The following is an 18,255-nucleotide window of genomic DNA, read 5'->3' as shown; positions in this document are numbered from 1 at the left end:
GCTGCCTAAAGACCGGCGGGCTCGCCAATGCGAAAAACCTTGCCGGTCCCGGCCTCGCGATAGAAGTCCACGCGCTCGCCGTTCCAGTGATAATCGAGATGCCGGCCCTGCACCGGATCACGCGCGAGGTCCGGCCAGAACAGGCCGACGCATTCGCCGCCCGGCCGGCGCACGCTCGGATAGACGATGCCATCCGAGCCGGACGCCCGGAGCCGCGCGCCCAGCGCCTGCCCGGCCTCGTAGCCTTCCCCGAGCAGTAGCGGACTGGCTCCGACCGTCTCGCCGCGCAGATCGTGCAGGGAGGCCTCGACCGAGAGAACGATCTCGCGGAACTGCGAGGTCCAGCCCGGCGCCTCCCCTGTCCGCGCCATAAAGCGGCCATGGTGGTGGATCGTCTCGAACAGCGCGGTCTCCAAGACATCAGCCGCATAGAGCACGCCGAAGGCGCCATCGCTGAACCGGCTCGGCCGGTCACGGCTGACATGGGTGAAGGGCGCCATCAACAGGCTCGCCCCGGGCCCAGAGACGCGGCGCGCCGGCGGCACCAGATCGAGATTGCCGATCGTCTCCATCAGCCGCGGATTGGTCTTCATCTCCGCCGAGATCAGCAGCGGCCAGTCGGCGGGGTCGGCGATATCCTCGAACAGATCGATCGGCGGGAAGGCGCTGCGGATGATGCGGACCGCTGCCGGCCACGCCACCGGCGCGATCGAAAATTCGCCGGAACTCACCAGAGCCCGCGCTCGGCATCGAGATAGCGGCGCACCCGCATCAGGTCGGTAAGTTCGCCGCCGAGCATGACCTCGAGCGCCGACTTGCCGCCAAAGGCCTCGTTGCCGGCCTTGATCCAGGCATAGCCGCGCTGCGGCTCGCGGAAGATCAGGCGCAGCGCCTTGTGAATGCCCATCAGATTGGACAGGCGCGCCGCGCCGTCGCGATCGATCCGGCCGATCTCGCCTGCCTTCCAGCGCCTGTAGCTGCGCACCGGCTGGTCGAGCAGGATGGCGGCCTGCTCGTCGCTGACGCCCCAGAGCCGGAACAGGTTGAGCGCCGCCCGGAACATCGCCGCCGCTTCCTCCTGCGTGATCGCGCCTGCAGCGAATGGCGCAGCGGCGGTGTCGACGGGCGAGAGCGCAGTCATCGCGAGATCTCCATATGGCATCATATGGATCAAATAATGCCATTTGGCAAGAATGAGCTGGCGAACAATCGGTTCAGGGCCGGTCGCGAGCCGCTCCAGACATCTCGCCGATCGCCTTGGCGATCATTTCCGGCGCAGCCTGATGAGGCATGTGACCGACGCCCGGCAGCAGCACCAGGCGGGCCTGCGGCGCCTCGCGCGCGATCGCTGACGAATGGATCGCCGGCGGGACGATGGTGTCGGCATCCCCCGCAACCGCCAGCACCGGCATCTTGAGGTCGGGATAGCGCGGCGCCTGCGCAGCCAGGAAGTCGCGGGCCGCCACCATGTCCTGCCCGTTGAACCCCACGACATCGGGACGCAGCACCAGTTCGGCCTCGCCGGCCGGGGCATGACAGGGCGCTTGCCGAGCGGAGGCCGACAGCGAAGCGGCCGCGTCGCCGAGCCGGTAGCGTGCCAGCGGCACGCCGACGACGCGGCTGAACAGCGGCCCGATCCAGGGCGCGGCGGCGATGCGCTGCGACCAGGCGATGCCGCCCGACCAGGGATGGCTCAAAGCGCCGAGCAGCACGAGGCCCTGCAGCCTTTCCGGCCGCTCGAGCGCAATCCGGGACGAAAGCGCGCCTCCGAGCGAATGGCCCACCAGCACGAAGCGCTCCGGCGCAATCCGGTCGAGCGCCTGCAACAAGGCCTGCGCCTGCCGGCCGGGATCGGCCATTGCCCGCCCTCCCAGGCGCTCGCTCCAACCATGACCGGGACGGTCCAGCGCGACGACGCGGTAATCGGAGAGGTATGGCCCCAGCGCCGCCAGCAGATCGGCATGATTGGAATGGGCGCCGTGGATCAGCACGACCGTGCCGCGCGGCTCCCCTGCCGGCCGGCATTCGCGATAATGCAGCCGCCCGCCCTCGACGGCGACGAATTCGCCGCGAGGCGGGTTGCGCGCCTCGACCCGGGCACGGGTGACTTCACTGAAGAGGGCGAGCCCGAGCGTGACGAGGAGGATGGCGACGAGGACGAAGCGCAGCATCGCCAATCCATCTCGGGCAATGGAGCCCGGTCCCGGTGCGCCGCTCAGGCGTCGCGGCCGTCGACCTCGATCTTGAGCGCCTCGACGGCTTCCTTGACCGCTTCGAGCTCGGGGTAGATCGCCAGCACCTGACGGTAGGCGACCATGGCGCGCTTGTCGTCGCCCTGCTGGCGCAGGATCGTGCCGAGCCCCATCATCGCGCCGTAATGGCGCGGCTCGCGCTTCAGCGTCTCGCCGATATCGTAGAGCGAGCGAATCGGGTCGCCGAGCAGGAAGAGCGCATTGGCGCGCTGATTCCAGCCTTCGGCCCAGTCCGGCTCCAGCGCGATCACCCGGTCGAGCAATTCGATCGCGAGCGGCAGTTCCTGGGCCTTCACGGCCTGCTGTGCCCGGCTCATCAGGAGATCGGCGGTGTCCGAGCCCGAGCGGGCCCAGCGGCGCTGGATCAGATTGGCGATGCCCTTGGCCTCTTCGGCCGTCTTGGCGGCGGCGAGCCGCTCGAACAGCTTGTCGAGCGTCGCGGCCGGGCTGCGCGGCGCGGGCGCCTCCGGCTGATTGGGCTTGTCGTCGATGTCGGCTGGCGGCACCGCGCCGTCGCGCGAAGGCGGCGCCGGCTGGGCCCATGCGGACAGCGGCGCCGTCACGGCGAGCGACAGCGGCAACAGCGCGAAGCGAAGGAAACGGGCGAGCCTCATGCCCACGAATGTAGGCGGCATCCGGCCGACGTCAATTCACGGGACGGCGAGACCGCCGGCAAGCCGTGAGCGGCCAAGCCAAAAAAGCGGGCCGCACCGAAGTGCAGCCCGCTGATCTCGATCATCTGGCAAGGTGCCGGTCGCCGCGGCATGGAGCCGCGACAGAACTCAGCCCTGACGCGCCTTGAAGCGCTTCTGGACCTTGTTGATGATGTAGACGCGGCCCTTGCGGCGCACGAGCTGGTTGTCGCGATGGCGGGCGCGCAGCGACTTGAGCGAATTGCGGATCTTCATGGTCCGGACTCCCATCGGCTCGCCCTGCGGCGAAACCGGTCAAAAATTTCTGGCGCGACGCGAACCGTTTGACCGGCCCTCATCGAACAAACGACAGCGCGCCTGATGCGATGGCGGCTGTATAAGGATTTTGTCGCGGAAGGCAAGGGCAAAGGCGCCGCAACCCTCGCCTTTCTCGCAGACGGGGCAATCGCCATCGTCCCGCCGTTTTCGCATGAGCCGTCTAGCGGCCGCAGAAAGCGGTGCCTAGAGTGCGCCCGCCGCCCCGCCATGCCTACCGAAGGAGTCCTTCGATGTTCAACGCCAAATCCCTTCTCGATGCGCTCGTCAGCGCCGGCAACCAGATTGGTGCCCAGGGTGGGCAGCAGGGTGCGCAGGGCGGCAGCGGTGGGCTGAGCGGCATGCTCGGCAATATCGCCCAGCAGGTCCAGCAAGCCGGCGGCGCCGGCGGCCTCACCGGCATGGCCGGCCAGATCTTCGGCCAGGCGACCCAGGGCGTCCAGGACGCTGCCCAGAAGACCGGGCTGCAGCAGGGCGCGACCGACATCGTCGGCCAGCTCTCCGGCGGCAAGACCCCCGAAGAGCTGATCGCCCAGGCCAAGGGCATGATCGGCAACAACCAGCTTGCCGCCGGCGCCCTGCTCGGCGGCCTCGGCGCCCTGATCTTCGGTACCTCGGCCGGACGCTCCATCGCCGGCTCGGCCGCCAAGGTCGGCGGCCTCGCTTTGGTCGGCGGCCTCGCCTACAAGGCCTATCAGAACTATCAGGCCGGCAAGCCGCTGCTCGGCGCCGAGCAGCAGGCGCTGTTGCCCGCCCCGGCCGGCTCGGGCTTCGAGCCGGAAGCTGCGAGCGATGCCAATGCGCTGATCTTCATCCGCGCCATGATCGCCGCCTCGGCCTCGGACGGCCATATCGACGATGCCGAGCGGAACGGCATTCTCGGCGGCCTGCGCGAGGCCGGCTTCGACCCGGAGGCCAATACCTGGCTCGCCAACGAGATGGCCAAGCCCGCCTCGGTGGACGAGCTGGTCGAGGGCGCGGAATCGCCGGAACTCGCGGCGCAGATCTACACGGCGGCCCGCATCGCCATCAATCCGGACAAGCCGGCCGAGAAGGACTTCCTCGCCGGCCTCGCCGGCTCGCTCGGCCTCGATGCCGAACTGGTGGCGAACATCGACGCCGCCGCCAGCGCCGCGAAGGTCTGAGCTCGCATTGTCAGGACCAGCCGGCGCGCTCCGCGCCGGCTGCCGATCGGTCGCTCAATGGGCGACCGATTTCGAGAAGGCGTTGATCACCACGACGCCGGCGACGATCAGGCCCATGCCAATCACCGCCGGCAGGTCGAGCTTCTGCCCGAACAGCACCAGCGCGATCAGGCTGATCAGCACAATGCCGACGCCCGACCAGATCGCATAGGCGATCCCGACCGGCATGGTTCGCAGGGTCAGCGACAGGAAGTAGAACGCGCTCGCGAAGGAGACCAGGCTGATCAGCGAGGGCACCGGCCGGCTGAACTGCTCGGACGCCTTCAGGGCCGAGGTGCCGATCACCTCGCTGACGATCGCGAATGCGAGATAAAGATAGCTCATGCGGTCAGGCTCTTCCTTCGCCCTGGCGCTCGGGAGCGCCGGCAGATGCGCTCGACATATCTGCCGGATTCACGGCGCGCGGCGCGCGCCCTTGTCGTCCTCGAAGACCGGCCGGAAGAACGAGCGCTCATAACTGATGATGAAGCGGTGCTTTTCGTTCAGCGCGACGGCCGCCAGGCACTCCTCGTCCTTGAACGAGGCTTCACGGTATTCCTCATAAGCGGCCAGAGACGGAAAGCTGAACATCGCCAAGGCAACGTTCGAGGTCCCTTCCGATGGCATGAAATAGCCGTGATGCTTGCCGCCGAATTTCTCGACCAGCCTGATCCAGAGCTTGCCGTAATGCTCGAAGGCCGGCAGCTGATAGGGATCGACGACATAGCGCAGATGGCAGGTGATCATGCTCAGGCCGCTTTCGCGCTCTTGAGGAACTCGCCCATCCGGCCGAGCGCCCGCTCGATGTTCTCCAGCGAATTGGCATAGGACAGGCGGATATAGCCCTCGCCATGCACGCCGAAATCCGGCCCGCCAATGGTCGCGACGCCGGTCTCCTCGAGCAGGGCCGAAGCGAGCTTCTTCGCCTTCCAGCCGGTCTGCGAGACGTTCGGGAAGGCGTAGAACGCCCCTTTCGGCTCGATGCAGGAGACGCCCGGTAGATTGTTCAGCCCGGCAACCACCGCCTTCCGGCGCCGGTCGAACTCCGCCAGCATCATCGCGACCGCATCCTGCGGGCCGGTCAGCGCCGCAAGGCCCGCCCATTGCGCCGGCGCGTTGACGCAGGAATGCGAGTTCACCGCGAGCTTGCGGGCATTGTCGTAAAGCGGCTTCGGCCAGACCGAGAAGCCCATGCGCCAGCCCGTCATCGCGTAGGTCTTCGACCAGCCATTGAGCAGGATCAGCCGGTCGCGAATCTCCGGATAGCTCAGCAGGCAGACGTGCTTCTCGCCGTCATAGAGCATCTGGTCGTAGATCTCGTCCGACATCACGGCGACATCGGGGAAGTTCGCGAGCCCGGCGACGAGCTTGTCGACCTCGGCCTTGGGCGTGACGCCGCCGGTCGGGTTCGCCGGCGAGTTGACGATCAGCAGTCGCGTCTTCGGCGTGATCAGGGAGAGCGTCTCCTCGGCCGAGAAGGCAAAGCCGTTTTCCTCGCGGATCGGCACCGGGATCGGCGTCGCACCGGTATACTCGATCATCGAGCGATAGATCGGGAAGCCGGGATCGGGATAGAGGATCTCGGCGCCGGGCTCGCCGAACATCAGGATCGCCATAAACATGGTGACCTTGCCGCCCGGCACGATCATCACCTCCTCCGGCGAGACGTTCACGGCATAGCGCTTGTGCAGATCAGCGGCGACCGCCTCGCGCAGGGGCAGGATGCCGTTCGCCGGCGTATAGCCATGATGGCCGTCGCGCAGCGCCTTCACCGCTGCCTCGACGATGTGCTCCGGGGTCGGGAAGTCCGGCTGGCCGATGCCGAGATTGATGATGTCCTTGCCCTGGCGCTGCAATTCGGTCGCCCGCGCCAGCACGGCGAAAGCGTTCTCCTCGCCGATCCGGGCGAAGGATGGGACGACCTGGAGCGTCATGGCGGTTTCCTCTTGCGCTTGTTGTCGCACCCGTCCCGTAGGCCGGGCTTGCCTTGTTCGCCTGTCTTGGCCGCAAAGCCGCGCCCGGGCAAGCCCGCTCGCGACACCGTCGCCTGCGCTCCGGGCCGGGCTGGGCCGCATTTGGAACACTTGCAAACTGCGCCGCCGCGACCTTTGCTGGCACCGGGCGCGCTTTGACATTGGCAGGCCGCCCGAAGCTGCTGTATGCAGAATACAGTAGCTGCGGCAAGCTCCCTTGCCGTTCTGCCGTGGCCGGCATGACCTGTCGGTCAAATCGATTTAAAGACGATGCCGAAGCGGCGCGAAGGCCGCCTGGCCGCGAGAGGAAACGACGGGATGGCCAAGAGCCCCACAGGCAAGACGCCGAGCAAGACTTCGAACGGCAAGAAGCCGGTCCGCAAGATCAAGCCGGAGCAGCTCCGCTCCAAGGCCTGGTTCGACAACCCCGCCAATGCCGACATGACCGCGCTCTATATCGAGCGCACCATGAATTTCGGCCTGTCGCGTGAAGAGCTGCAGTCGGGCCGGCCGATCATCGGCATCGCCCAGACCGGTTCCGACATCGCCCCCTGCAACCGCCATCATCTCGAGCTGGCCAGCCGCGTCCGCGACGGCATCCGCGAGATGGGCGGCGTGCCCTTCGAATTTCCGATCCACCCGATCCAGGAAACCTGCAAGCGGCCGACAGCCTCGCTCGACCGCAACCTGCAGTATCTCAGCCTCGTCGAGATCCTCTACGGCTACCCGATCGACGGCGTCGTGCTGACCACCGGCTGCGACAAGACCACCCCGGCCCAGATCATGGCGGCGGCGACGGTCGACATCCCGGCGATCGCCCTGCCGGGCGGCCCGATGCTGAACGGTGACTTCCGCGGCGAGCGCACCGGCTCGGGCACGATCGTCTGGAAGGCGCGCCAGATGATGGCCGCCGGCGAGATCGATTATCGCGGCTTCGTCGACCTCGTTGCGTCGTCCGCGCCGTCCGCGGGTCACTGCAACACCATGGGTACGGCCTCGACCATGAACGCGCTCGCCGAGGCGATGGGCATGACCCTGCCCGGCGCCGCCGCGATCCCCGCCCCCTATCGCGACCGTTACGAAATGGCCTACCTCACCGGCCGCCGCATCGTCGAAATGGTCTGGGAGAACCTGATCCCCTCGAAGATCCTGACGCGCGAAGCCTTCGAGAACACCATCGTCATCAACTCGGCGATCGGCGGCTCGACCAACGCGCCGATCCACGTCAACGCCATCGCCAAGCATATCGGCGTGCCGCTCGATAACGAGGACTGGACCAAGATCGGCTACGACACCCCGCTGCTGGTCAACATGCAGCCGGCCGGCGAGTATCTCGGCGAGGACTATTATCGCGCAGGCGGCCTGCCCGCCGTGATCGCCGAGCTGCTCGAGAAGGGCAAGCTCAAGCCGGCGATCACCGCCAACGGCCGCACCCACGAAGAGAACTGCAAGGGTTTCTTCGCGATCAACCGCAACGTCATCAAGAGCTATGACGAGCCGATGAAGAAGGAGGCCGGGTTCCTCAACCTCTCCGGCAACCTGTTCGACTCGGCGATCATGAAGACCTCGGTGATCACGCCGGAGTTCCGCAAGCGCTATCTCGAGAACCCGAAGGACCCGATGGCCTTCGAGGGCCGGGCGATCGTCTTCGACGGACCGGAGGATTACCACCACCGCATCGACGATCCCGCGCTCGCCATCGACGAGCACTGCGTCCTGTTCATCCGCGGCGTCGGGCCGATCGGATATCCGGGCGCGGCCGAGGTCGTGAACATGCGGCCGCCGGATTACCTCATCAAGAAGGGCGTCTCCGCGCTCGCCTGCGTCGGCGACGGCCGCCAGTCCGGCACTTCGGGCTCGCCCTCGATCCTCAACGCCTCGCCTGAAGCGGCGACCGGTGGCGGGCTCGCTTTGCTGAAGACCGGCGACAAGGTCCGCATCGACCTGAAGAAGCGCACCGCCGACATCCTGATCTCGGACGAGGAGCTGGCGCAGCGCCGGGCCGAGTTCAAGGCCAATGGCGGCTACAAGTATCCGAAGAGCCAGACCCCCTGGCAGGAGATCCAGCGCAAGATCGTCGGCGAGCTATCCGAGGGCATGGTTCTCAAGCCGGCAGTCAAGTACCAGAAGATCCACAAGAAGTTCGGCGTGCCGCGCGACAACCACTGATCGCGCAACAACGATCGCGACGCAATCCGGCGTCTACGGCATCGCCCCGCCCGCATCACCGCGCTGCGGGGCGATGTTCTTTCAGCCTCAATTGTGGAATGTCGGGACGGCCCGACCCGGACTGCTCGCGGCGCTATCCGGCCTGCCTCAGGACATGGCATTCGCACGGCGCATCCCGGCTTGCCCCCCGATGCGGGACTGCGGGGCTGACAAATCGGCGCAAGAACGACAGTATGGCGCCCCTAAACCGTTTTGAAACGATTTAAAATGGCTTACAGCCCACAGGTCGAGACCTTCCGAAAGCTTCATGAGGCCGGCTGTTTCGTCATGCCCAATCCATGGGACGAAGGCTCGGCGCGTTGGCTGCGCGGACAAGGCTTCCCGGCGCTGGCCTCGACCAGCGCCGGCTTCGCCTTCACCAAGGCTCGCGCCGACCAGGACGTGCCGCGCGACATGATGCTGGCGCACCTCGCCGAGCTGGTGAAGGCAGTGCCCGACCTGCCGATCAATGCCGATTACGAGAACGGCTATGCCGACACGCCCGACGGCGTCGCCGCCAACGTCAAGCTCTGCGTCGCGACCGGCGTCGCCGGCCTCTCGATCGAGGATGCGACCGGCCGCGCCGAGGACCCGCTCTATCCCTTCGAGCTTGCGGTCGAGCGCATCAGGGCAGCGCGCCGCGCCATCGACGAGACCGGCTCCGGCGTGCTGCTGACCGCCCGGGCCGAGTGCTTCCTGACCGGCCATCCCGATCCGCTGAACGAGTCGGCGCGCCGCATCGCCGCCTATGCCGAGGCCGGCGCCGACGTCCTCTATGCCCCCGGCCCGAAGACCGCGGCCGACATCGGCACCATCGTTGCCGCGGCCGGCGGCAAGCCGGTGAACGCACTGGTCTACGGCGATTTCGGCCTCAGCGTCTCAGACATCGCCACAGCCGGCGCCCGCCGCATCTCGATCGGCGGAGCGCTCGCCCGCGCCGCCTGGGCCGCTTTCATCGAGGCAGCCCGCCTGATCAAGGAAGAGGGCAGCTTCCGGGGCTTTGCCGGCAATGGCCCGTCCGGCCCGCTCAACCCGTTCTTCCGCGACGATCTGAAGGCACGCTCGTGACCGACAAGCTCGTCATCGCGCCGGAATGGCTCGGCCGCAGCGGCCTCTGGCTGGTCGACGCCAAGGGCAAGCGCAAGCCGGTCGACGCCGAGGATATCGACCTCTCGGACGCCCTCGCCGACCGTCTCGAAAGCTGGATGGACTCCTTCGACGCCATCTATGACGAGACCAATGAGGCCGCCAGCGATTTCGGCAGCGCCGTCGACCGGCTCGCCTGGGAAGCCGAGGGTGTCGCTCTGGGTGCCGCGATCGCCGACGAACTCGGCCCCGATTGGGACGTCACCCAGGACCTGAACGGCTGGCGCGGAAAGGCTGCAAAATGAACCCGGTGCTGGACTGGACGCCGCCGCCCTTCCCGCCTGCAAAGGTACTGGACGGCAGCTATTGCCGGCTCGAGCCGATCGATCCGGCCAAGCATCTCGACGACATCTGGGCGGCGATGGCCGGCCATGACGGGCTCTGGGAATGGATGCCGGCCCATCCGCCCCAGGACAAGGCGACCTATGGCGAGCTGCTGGCCACCATGGTCGTCAAGCCCGGCATCGTACCCTTCGCCGTGATCGACAAGGCCGATGGCAAGACGAAGGGCCATCTCTGGCTGATGGAAATCCGCCCCGAGCAAGGTGTCTTCGAGGTCGGTTACATCACCTATTCGCCCGCCCTTCAGCGCACCCGGGTGGCGAGCGAGGCGATCTATCTCTGCGGCGCCTATGGCTTCTCGCTCGGCTATCGTCGCTATGAGTGGAAGTGCAACAATCTCAACGAGCCCTCCAAGCGCGCGGCGCTGCGCTTCGGCTTCCAGTATGAGGGGCTTTTCCGCCAGCACATGGTGGTCAAGGGCCGCAACCGCGACACCGCCTGGTTCTCGATCACCGATGGCGAGTGGCCGAAACGGGCTGAAGCCTTCGAGCGCTGGCTGGCACCGGAGAATTTCGATGCGGAAGGTCGGCAGAAGGCGACGCTCGCCAGCCTGATGCAGAACGCGGAAGCGGCCTGACATGGCCCTGCGCCGCGCCTCGACAGTCGATATCCCGGCGATCGTCGCGCTGACCGAGGCCGCGTACCTGCCAAATGAGAGCATCATCGGCGTGCCCTCGCTGCCGCGCATCGCCGATTACACGAAGGTGCTGGCGGAGCACGAAGTCTGGCTCGCCGAGACGGGCGCAGACCTCGACGGTGTTTTGGTTCTCCAGGAGGAGCCGGCGAAGTTCACGCTCTGGAGCATCGCCGTGGCGCCCGCCGCCACAGGACGGAAGATCGGCTCGACCTTGATGGACTTCGCCGAGGAGAGGGCCCGCGCGCTCGGGCACGACGCCATCCACCTCTACACGCATGCCAGGCTTGCCGAGCGCATCGGCTGGTATGAGCGGCTGGGCTACCAGACCACCCATTTCGAGGACCTGCCGGACCGCCGGCTGGTCCATATGCGCAAGAACCTCCGATAGTCGGAAAGTACAAGGAAGAAGCACAATGGCTGGACGTTTGAAGGGCAAGGTTGCGGTCGTCACCGCGGCTGGGCAGGGCATTGGCCGCGCGATCGCCGAGGCCTTCGTCGCCGAGGGCGCGACCGTCTGGGCGACCGACAAGGACGTCGCCTTGCTCGAGGGCATTCCGAAGGCCAAGAAGCGCAAGCTCGACGTGCTCTCGACCAAGGCGGTCGAGGCCTTCGCCGAGAAGGTTGGCACCATCGACATCCTCGTCAACGCCGCCGGCTTCGTGCATCACGGCACCGTGCTGGAATGCGACGACAAGGCTTGGGAGTTCTCCTTCGACCTCAACGTCAAGTCCATGCACCGCACCATCAAGGCCTTCGTTCCCGGCATGCTCGCCGCCGGCAAGGGCTCGATCGTCAACATCGCCTCGGGCGCCGGCTCGGTGCGCGGCATCCCGAACCGCTATGTCTACGGTGCGACCAAGGCGGCGGTGATCGGCCTGACCAAGGCGGTCGCGGCCGACTACATCAAGAAGGGCATCCGCTCGAACGCGATCTGCCCCGGCACGATCCAGTCGCCCTCGCTCGACCAGCGCATCATCGAACTCGCCAAGGTGACGAACACGACCGAAGCTCAGGCCCGCCAGGCCTTCATCGACCGCCAGCCCATGGCCCGTCTCGGCACCGCCGAGGAGATCGCCTGGCTCGCCGTCTATCTCGCTTCCGACGAGGCGAGCTACACCACCGGCCAGATCCACCTCGCCGACGGCGGCTTCGCGCTCTGAGCGCGCCTTCCGCCCGGCAGGAACCGGCCGGGCGGCAGAAATACTCATAAGGTCAAAAGACCGGGCATGGTTCGCGGGAGTGGCGTTCACTCCTGCGGGCCATGCTGCAGCGACGGGAGAGACGCCATGCATGTCCTGATCACCGGCGCCGGCGGCATGATCGGCCAGCGCCTTGCCGCGCGCCTGGCGCGCGAAGGCGCCTGCAATGATCGGCCAATCTCGCGCCTTACCCTGACGGATGTCGTCACTCCACCAAGGCCGACCGGCTTTGCCGGGGACATCGAGACCCGCACCGAAGATGCCGGCGCCCCCGCGGTCGCCGAAGCCCTCGCCGCGCTGCGGCCCGACATCATCTTCCACCTCGCCGCGATCATATCCGGCGAGGCCGAGCGCGATTTCGACAAGGGCTATCGCATCAACCTCGACGGCATGCGCAACCTGCTGGAGGCGATCCGGCAGGAGGGCATACGCAACGGTCCCTATGTGCCGAAGCTGGTCTTCTCCTCGTCGAGCGGGATTTTCGGGGCCCCCTTCCCGGCCTCGATCTCCGACGAGTTCCACGTCACGCCGCTGACCAGTTACGGCGCCCAGAAGGCGATCGGCGAACTCCTGCTCGCCGACTATTCGCGCCGCGGCTTCGTCGACGGCGTCGGCGTCCGCTTCCCTTCGATCGTGATCCGGCCCGGCAAGCCCAACGCCTCGGCCGGCGGCTTCTTCTCCGGCATCATCCGCGAGCCGCTGCAGGGGCTGGAAGCGCTGCTGCCGGTCGAGGACAGCGTGCTCTTCACCCATGCGAGCCCGCGCTCGGCGGTCGGCTTCCTGATCCATGCCGCCGGCCTCAGCCGCGAAGAGCTCGGCCCGCGCATCAATCTCAGCATGCCCGGCGTCTGCGTCACTGTCGGCGAGCAGATCGAGGCGCTGCGCCGCATCGCCGGCGACAAGGCCGTGAAGCTGATCCGGCGCGCGCCTGACAAGGCGGCCTCCGACATCGTCAAGGGTTGGCCGACCCGCTTCGACGCAGCCCGCGCCACCGCTCTCGGCTTCAAGGCCGAGAAGGATTTCGACGAGATCATCCGCATCCATATCGAGGACGACCTCGGCGGCCATCTCCCCAACTGACAATCAAGAAATCGAGGAAACACCTATGCATATTCTCGTTCTCGGCGGCGCCGGCATGGTCGGCCGCAAGTTCATCGAGCGTCTGGCGCGCGACAAGCAGCTCGGCGGCAAGCCGGTCGACAAGGTCACGGCCCAGGACATCTTCCCGGCCAACCCGCCGACCAACGCCCCCTTCGCCTTCGAGACGCTGACCTCCGACCTGTCGCAGCCCGGCGAGGCCGAGAAGCTGATCGCCTCGCGCCCCGAGCTGATCGTCCATCTCGCCGCCGTCGTCTCCGGCGAGGCCGAGGCCGATTTCGACAAGGGCTACCGCATCAATCTCGACGGCACGCGCTACCTCTTCGAGGCGATCCGCCATGCCGGCGACGGCTACAAGCCGCGCGTCGTCTTCACCTCCTCGGTCGCGGTCTTCGGCGCGCCCTTCCACGACAAGATCGAGGACGAGTTCTTCACCACGCCGCTGACCAGCTACGGCACCCAGAAGGCGATCGGCGAACTCCTGCTCTGCGACTATAGCCGCCGCGGCTTCTTCGACGGCGTCGGCATCCGCCTGCCAACGATCTGCGTGCGGCCCGGCACGCCGAACAAGGCCGCCTCCGGCTTCTTCTCCAACATCATCCGCGAGCCGCTGAACGGCCAGGAGGCGGTTCTGCCGGTCTCCGACCAGGTCCGCCACTGGCACGCCTCGCCGCGCTCGGCCGTCGGCTTCCTCGTCCATGCCGCGACGATGGACACCGCCGCGATCGGCCCGCGCCGCGCCCTCACCATGCCGGGCTACTCCTGCACCGTCGCCGAGCAGATCGAGACCTTGCGCAAGGTCGCCGGCGAGAATGTCGTCAAGCGCATCCGCCGCGAGATCGATCCGGTGATCGACAAGATCGTCGCCGGCTGGCCGCGGAACTTCAACGCCCAGCGCGCGATGGCGCTCGGCTTCAAGGCCGAGGCGAACTTCGAGGAGATCATCCGCGTCCATATCGAGGACGAGCTCGGCGGCAAGTTCGTCGCGTAAGGACCGAAGGCCGAACTCCTCCGTCGTCATGCTCGCCCTAGTGGCGAGCATCCACGTATTGAACACCGCGCTCGGTGAAGGAAGACGTGGCTGGTCGGGACAAACCCGACCATGACGAGAGGGGCCTTTAGGCGGAAAGCTAACCTATCCTAAGGCAGCTTCTTCAGCAGCAATGGCGCGCCGACCGCCGGGTCCTTGCGCCATTGCCCGCCCTCGAAGACGAGCTCGACCTTGTGACCCTTGCGGGCGATCAGCTCGAGCCGTCCGGCGGCATAGCGCCAGGCCACGGGCGAGAAAATCGTCAGCCCGGTATCGGCGCAGGCACCATCGAAACTGGCGACCGTCGCGCCTGCAGTCTCGGACGGCGCGGCCGTGAGAGCGAGCTTACAGACCTCCCGCCCCGGCTGACGCATCACCGCGTAGCGGCCCGGTACGGCATCGGCCGCCGGTGCCTGGGCCGGATCGACGGTGGTGCGGCGGCTGGCGGCCGTCGCAGCCTGTTCAGCGGCGCTCGGCGCAGTGCGCACGGCGATGCGGGGATGTCCCTTCGGGTCGAGGCCGTACTGCGCCCCATCGCTTCCCTTGCCGCGACGCCCCGCGCCGCTGGCCTTCTCGTCGAAGGCGACCAGCACCTTCCCGGCCCCGTCGACAAGGCGCGGAACGCCAGCAGGGCCAAGATCCCAGCCGACAGCATCGTTCAGGAACGGCAAGGCCCGCCGGCAGGTCGCCGGAAAGCGCAGCTGCCAGCCTTTCGCAGCCGCTTCCGAGCCGAAAGTGACGGTGCAGCTCCGTGACGCGCCGAGCTTCTCGATGTCCCAGGCGCCGATCAAGGATTGCGGCGCGGCGGCCGGCCGGCCAACGGCCTGGGACTGCCCCTGCGCCACGGCCGGGCCGGCGAACAGAAGGAGCCCGGCAGCGAGTGCCGCGAGCCCCTTCGCGTTGCGGGTGGAGATCAGGCCTTCTTCCATGGCGTCTCGACGACCGGCGTCAGCGGGCCCTTGCCATCGAACCATGATTTCAGGTTGTCGACCAGCAGCTGGCCCATTTGCTCGCGGGTATGCACCGAGGCCGAGCCGACATGCGGCAGCAGCACGACATGATCGAGCGCGATCAGCTCGGCCGGCACGCGCGGCTCGTCCTCGAACACGTCGAGGCCGGCGGAGAGGATGGTCTTGTCCTGCAGCGCCTTGATCAGCGCCGGCTCGTCGATCACGGTGCCGCGGCCGACATTGACGACGATGCCGTTCGGCCCGAGCGCCTCGAGCACTTCGGCGTTGATGATGCGATAGGTCGAGTCACCGCCCGGCGCGACCGAGACGAGCGTATCCACATCCTGGGCCATCTCGACCAGAGAAGGATAATAGCGGTAGGCGACATCGGCCTGGCGCGAGCGGCCATGATAGGCAATCTCGACGCCGAAGGCCTCGAGGCGATGCGCCACGGCCTTGCCGATCCGGCCGAGCCCGACGATGCCGATCTTGCGCTTGCGCAGCGAGGTGGTCAGCGGATAGGCGCCGGCGAGCCACTTGCCCTCGCGCAGATAGCGATCGACCTGCGGCAACTGCCGAACGGTCGCGAGCAGCAGCCCGATCGCGAGGTCGGCGACCTCGTCGGTCAGCACGTCCGGCGTATTGGTGACGATAAGGCCGCGCCTGCCAGCCTCGGCGGCGTCGACATTGTCGTAGCCGACGCCGAAATTCGAGACGACCTCGAGTTTCGGCAGGGCGTCAAACAGGGCCCCGTCGATCTTGATATGGGCGCCGCCGCCGGCGACACCGCGCACGCGGTCCTTGAGCTCGGCGAGCGCGGCCGCCTTGTCCTCTGCCTTCCAGAGCTCGTGGACCGTGAAGCGCTCCTTGAGCTGGTCGGCGGCATAGGCCATCAGCGGCCCGGTCATGATGATCTCGATCTTGTTCTGCGCGGTCATGGCCTGTGCTCTCGTGGACGTGAACGGATACCCGCATCGGGGTTGATTTCAAAATATTAAAACGATTAAATAGACAGTAGAGGTTCAGTGCGACTCCGCAAATCCGGGTGAGCGCATTACCGGGTCGCCCGCAAAGCAGGAAGCGACACACCGCGCCCACGCCCTGCGCGCCAGAGCAGCATCGCCTTATAGTATGATTTAATCACGGCCGCGGCTCGCATTTTCCGATGCGCGGCCGGCAAGCAGGCGCAAAGTGCTGTTCAGACTGTCGATCACGAGCCCGCTCATCCGCGCCGCGGCGAGGTCCCCGTCGCGTTGGCTGATTGCATCCAGCACCCGCTCGTGATCGACCAGCGACGCCGTGAAGAAGAAGCGGTCGTCCGGCGCCTTCAGGAACAGCGACCACTGGATCGTAGCGCAGACTGCCGGCGCCAGGCATTGCAGCGGCGGGTTGCGCGTCGCCTCGAAGATCGCCTCGTGGAAAGAAAGATCGGCCTGCACCGTCAGCTCGGCATAGGGCGGATTCACGGTCATGCCGCGATAGGCGGCCTCGATCCGGGCCAGATCCTCCTCGCTGCGCCGCTGTGCCGCCAGCCGCGCCGCGCTCGGCTCGACGAAGAGCCGCAACTCGAAGAGATCGCGAATGAATTTCTCGTTCGGATCGGCCTCGAAATGCCAAGCCAGCACATCGGGATCGAGCAGGTTCCAGGATCCGCGAGGCGCAACACGGGTACCGCTTTTCGGCCTTGCCTCGACCAGCCCCTTGCCGGTCAGGAACTTCACGGCTTCGCGGTAGGCCGTGCGCGAGACCGATATCTCGCCGCGGATATCGGACTCGTTCGGCAGCAGATCACCGGCCCGCGAAGCGCCGCTGATGATCGAGACCGCGAGCTTGTGGGCAACCTGCCCAAACAGCCGGTCGGGGCTCAGCATCCTCGCCCGCGAAGAGTCGCGCATCCGCATCCGGCCTGGCTCTCCTCCCTGCCGCGCTGCCTTTCGGCGACACCGGCTTGTTCTGGCCGAGCGCTTGACACGCCCGTTTCTATCGTATGACTTTATCCGGGAACGGGAGCGACGCAACAGGCGAAGACCTTGCCTGCACTGCGGCGCGCCATGGTCATCGGCCTCAGAAGAAGCCGAGGCCGATGGGATTGCGGCCATGCCGCCGGGGTGCGATCACTCGTCCCTGAGGAAACGAACGACCGGGAGAAGCCAAGATGGCCTCAGTCCAGATCGCGGATGTGCGCAAGGCCTATGGCTCGACGCAGGTCATCCATGGCGTCGACATCGACATCGATGATGGCGAGTTCGTCATCCTGGTCGGACCTTCCGGCTGCGGAAAGTCGACCCTGCTGCGCATGATCGCCGGCCTTGAGAACATCACCGGCGGCGAAATCCGCATCGGCCCGCGCGTCGTCAACGACGTGCCGCCGAAAGAGCGCGATATCGCCATGGTCTTCCAGAACTATGCGCTCTATCCGCACATGACGGTGGCCGACAACATGGCCTTCTCGATGAAGCTGCGTAAGGCGCCGAAGGCCGAGATCGACGAGCGCGTCAGCAAGGCTGCCAGCATTCTCGGCCTCGAAAAGCTGCTCGACCGCTATCCGCGCCAGCTTTCGGGCGGTCAGCGCCAGCGCGTCGCCATGGGCCGCGCCATCGTCCGCAACCCGCAGGTCTTCCTCTTCGACGAGCCGCTGTCGAACCTCGACGCCAAGCTGCGCGTGCAGATGCGCACCGAGATCAAGGAGCTGCACCAGCGCCTCAAGACCACCACGGTCTACGTCACCCACGACCAGATCGAGGCCATGACCATGGCCGACAAGATCGTCGTGATGCATGACGGCATCGTCGAGCAGATGGGCGCGCCGCTCGATCTCTACGACAATCCTGCGAACCTCTTCGTCGCCGCCTTCATCGGTTCGCCGTCGATGAACCTGCTGAAAGGCACGATCCGCGCCAATGGTTTCGAGACCGAAGGCGGCGTGATCTGGCCGATCGGCAAGCATCCGACCGATTCGAACGATCGGGCTGCCGTGCTCGGCATCCGGCCGGAGCATCTCATGCTCGATCCCAATGGCCTTCCGGCCGAGGTCGTGGTCATAGAGCCGATGGGTTCGGAGACTCAGGTCGTCGTGCGCTGCGGCGGCCAGGACCTGACCTGCATTTTCCGCGAACGCATCACCGCCAAGCCGGGCGAGAACATCCACATCCGGCCCGATACTTCGGTCACGCATCTCTTCGACGCTGCCACCGGCAAGCGCATCTGAATATACGCCGCTCCGCCCAATGGGGGCGCTGCCCCCGGGGCGGCGCCGCGCATCCGCCGA

21 protein-coding genes are annotated in these 18,255 nt (G+C 66.8%); 10 read left to right on the top strand and 11 right to left on the bottom strand.

Features of this window, described 5'->3' with window-relative positions; translation table 11 throughout:
• Positions 1 to 5: 5 nt before the first annotated feature.
• The 5 genes from DK26_RS22755 to ykgO form a co-directional block, all read right to left on the bottom strand.
• A complete protein-coding gene (locus tag DK26_RS22755) occupies positions 6 to 731 on the bottom strand; it encodes an RES family NAD+ phosphorylase (protein ID WP_066477426.1) in 726 nt (241 codons plus the stop codon).
• On the bottom strand, positions 728 to 1,141 hold the full coding sequence (locus tag DK26_RS22750; protein ID WP_066477424.1) for an MbcA/ParS/Xre antitoxin family protein: 414 nt from the start codon (positions 1,139 to 1,141) through the stop codon (positions 728 to 730). The genes DK26_RS22755 and DK26_RS22750 overlap by 4 nt, the downstream gene beginning before the upstream one ends.
• Positions 1,142 to 1,214: 73 nt before the next feature.
• Positions 1,215 to 2,171, bottom strand: a complete 957-nt coding sequence (locus DK26_RS29155) for an alpha/beta hydrolase (RefSeq protein WP_066477422.1) — start codon at positions 2,169 to 2,171, stop codon at positions 1,215 to 1,217.
• Between the two features lie 44 nt (positions 2,172 to 2,215).
• Positions 2,216 to 2,866 (bottom strand): tetratricopeptide repeat protein, encoded by a 651-nt coding sequence (locus tag DK26_RS29150; protein WP_066477419.1) that lies wholly within the window; start codon positions 2,864 to 2,866, stop codon positions 2,216 to 2,218.
• A 168-nt stretch (positions 2,867 to 3,034) separates the two neighbouring features.
• Positions 3,035 to 3,160 (bottom strand): type B 50S ribosomal protein L36, encoded by a 126-nt coding sequence (ykgO, locus tag DK26_RS22735; RefSeq protein WP_038363015.1) that lies wholly within the window; start codon positions 3,158 to 3,160, stop codon positions 3,035 to 3,037.
• A gap of 293 nt (positions 3,161 to 3,453) precedes the next feature.
• On the opposite strand from ykgO, the gene DK26_RS22730 reads away from it, so the two are divergent.
• Complete coding sequence (locus DK26_RS22730) at positions 3,454 to 4,365, top strand: DUF533 domain-containing protein (RefSeq protein ID WP_083533482.1); 912 nt, start codon at positions 3,454 to 3,456, stop codon at positions 4,363 to 4,365.
• Between the two features lie 54 nt (positions 4,366 to 4,419).
• Here the strand turns inward: DK26_RS22730 and DK26_RS22725 are convergent, their stop codons facing one another.
• The 3 genes from DK26_RS22725 to DK26_RS22715 all read right to left on the bottom strand — a co-directional run bounded on the left by DK26_RS22725 (position 4,420) and on the right by DK26_RS22715 (position 6,338).
• Complete coding sequence (locus DK26_RS22725; RefSeq protein WP_066477416.1) at positions 4,420 to 4,749, bottom strand: SMR family transporter; 330 nt, start codon at positions 4,747 to 4,749, stop codon at positions 4,420 to 4,422.
• 69 nt (positions 4,750 to 4,818) lie between these two features.
• Positions 4,819 to 5,151 (bottom strand): NIPSNAP family protein, encoded by a 333-nt coding sequence (locus tag DK26_RS22720; RefSeq protein ID WP_066477413.1) that lies wholly within the window; start codon positions 5,149 to 5,151, stop codon positions 4,819 to 4,821.
• A gap of 2 nt (positions 5,152 to 5,153) precedes the next feature.
• Positions 5,154 to 6,338 (bottom strand): pyridoxal phosphate-dependent aminotransferase, encoded by a 1,185-nt coding sequence (locus DK26_RS22715; RefSeq protein ID WP_066477410.1) that lies wholly within the window; start codon positions 6,336 to 6,338, stop codon positions 5,154 to 5,156.
• 357 nt (positions 6,339 to 6,695) lie between these two features.
• On the opposite strand from DK26_RS22715, the gene DK26_RS22710 reads away from it, so the two are divergent.
• The 8 genes from DK26_RS22710 to denD (DK26_RS22675) all read left to right on the top strand — a co-directional run bounded on the left by DK26_RS22710 (position 6,696) and on the right by denD (DK26_RS22675) (position 13,998).
• Entirely contained in the window at positions 6,696 to 8,546 is a 1,851-nt protein-coding gene (locus tag DK26_RS22710) for an IlvD/Edd family dehydratase (protein ID WP_066477408.1), read from the top strand.
• A gap of 267 nt (positions 8,547 to 8,813) precedes the next feature.
• Positions 8,814 to 9,653: an isocitrate lyase/phosphoenolpyruvate mutase family protein gene (locus tag DK26_RS22705; protein ID WP_066477407.1), complete on the top strand. Its 840-nt coding sequence runs from the start codon at positions 8,814 to 8,816 to the stop codon at positions 9,651 to 9,653.
• Entirely contained in the window at positions 9,650 to 9,976 is a 327-nt protein-coding gene (locus tag DK26_RS22700) for a hypothetical protein (protein WP_066477406.1), read from the top strand. The genes DK26_RS22705 and DK26_RS22700 overlap by 4 nt, the downstream gene beginning before the upstream one ends.
• Positions 9,973 to 10,650: a GNAT family protein gene (locus DK26_RS22695; protein WP_066477404.1), complete on the top strand. Its 678-nt coding sequence runs from the start codon at positions 9,973 to 9,975 to the stop codon at positions 10,648 to 10,650. Before DK26_RS22700 ends, DK26_RS22695 begins: the two co-directional genes overlap by 4 nt.
• Position 10,651: 1 nt before the next feature.
• A complete protein-coding gene (locus DK26_RS22690) occupies positions 10,652 to 11,098 on the top strand; it encodes a GNAT family N-acetyltransferase (protein WP_066477403.1) in 447 nt (148 codons plus the stop codon).
• Between the two features lie 25 nt (positions 11,099 to 11,123).
• Positions 11,124 to 11,870, top strand: a complete 747-nt coding sequence (locus DK26_RS22685; RefSeq protein WP_066477402.1) for an SDR family oxidoreductase — start codon at positions 11,124 to 11,126, stop codon at positions 11,868 to 11,870.
• A gap of 126 nt (positions 11,871 to 11,996) precedes the next feature.
• Positions 11,997 to 12,989, top strand: a complete 993-nt coding sequence (gene denD, locus DK26_RS22680) for a D-erythronate dehydrogenase (RefSeq protein ID WP_066477398.1) — start codon at positions 11,997 to 11,999, stop codon at positions 12,987 to 12,989.
• Positions 12,990 to 13,014: 25 nt separating this feature from the next.
• The gene (gene denD, locus DK26_RS22675; protein WP_066477396.1) at positions 13,015 to 13,998 is read left to right on the top strand and encodes a D-erythronate dehydrogenase; all 984 of its coding nucleotides are present in this window, start codon (positions 13,015 to 13,017) and stop codon (positions 13,996 to 13,998) included.
• Positions 13,999 to 14,147: 149 nt separating this feature from the next.
• Here the strand turns inward: denD (DK26_RS22675) and DK26_RS22670 are convergent, their stop codons facing one another.
• The 3 genes from DK26_RS22670 to DK26_RS22660 form a co-directional block, all read right to left on the bottom strand.
• Positions 14,148 to 14,966 carry an AprI/Inh family metalloprotease inhibitor gene (locus DK26_RS22670; RefSeq protein ID WP_066477393.1) on the bottom strand — a complete coding sequence of 273 codons (819 nt, stop codon included), beginning with the start codon at positions 14,964 to 14,966 and terminating at the stop codon, positions 14,148 to 14,150.
• Positions 14,951 to 15,895, bottom strand: a complete 945-nt coding sequence (locus DK26_RS22665; RefSeq protein ID WP_083533509.1) for a 2-hydroxyacid dehydrogenase — start codon at positions 15,893 to 15,895, stop codon at positions 14,951 to 14,953. Before DK26_RS22665 ends, DK26_RS22670 begins: the two co-directional genes overlap by 16 nt.
• Before the next feature lie 228 nt (positions 15,896 to 16,123).
• On the bottom strand, positions 16,124 to 16,888 hold the full coding sequence (locus DK26_RS22660) for a FadR/GntR family transcriptional regulator (RefSeq protein ID WP_066477389.1): 765 nt from the start codon (positions 16,886 to 16,888) through the stop codon (positions 16,124 to 16,126).
• A 254-nt stretch (positions 16,889 to 17,142) separates the two neighbouring features.
• Here DK26_RS22660 and ugpC point away from each other — a divergent pair, with 254 nt between their 5' ends.
• The gene (gene ugpC, locus DK26_RS22655) at positions 17,143 to 18,195 is read left to right on the top strand and encodes a sn-glycerol-3-phosphate ABC transporter ATP-binding protein UgpC (protein WP_066477386.1); all 1,053 of its coding nucleotides are present in this window, start codon (positions 17,143 to 17,145) and stop codon (positions 18,193 to 18,195) included.
• The last annotated feature ends 60 nt before the right edge of the window (positions 18,196 to 18,255 follow it).

It is taken from the genome of Allobosea sp. WAO (genome assembly GCF_001509835.1).
In the GTDB taxonomy this organism is placed as follows: Bacteria; Pseudomonadota; Alphaproteobacteria; order Rhizobiales; family Beijerinckiaceae; genus Allobosea.
The sequence above is the reverse complement of the archived record's forward strand: the minus strand, read 5'-3'. Positions and strand labels throughout refer to the sequence as shown.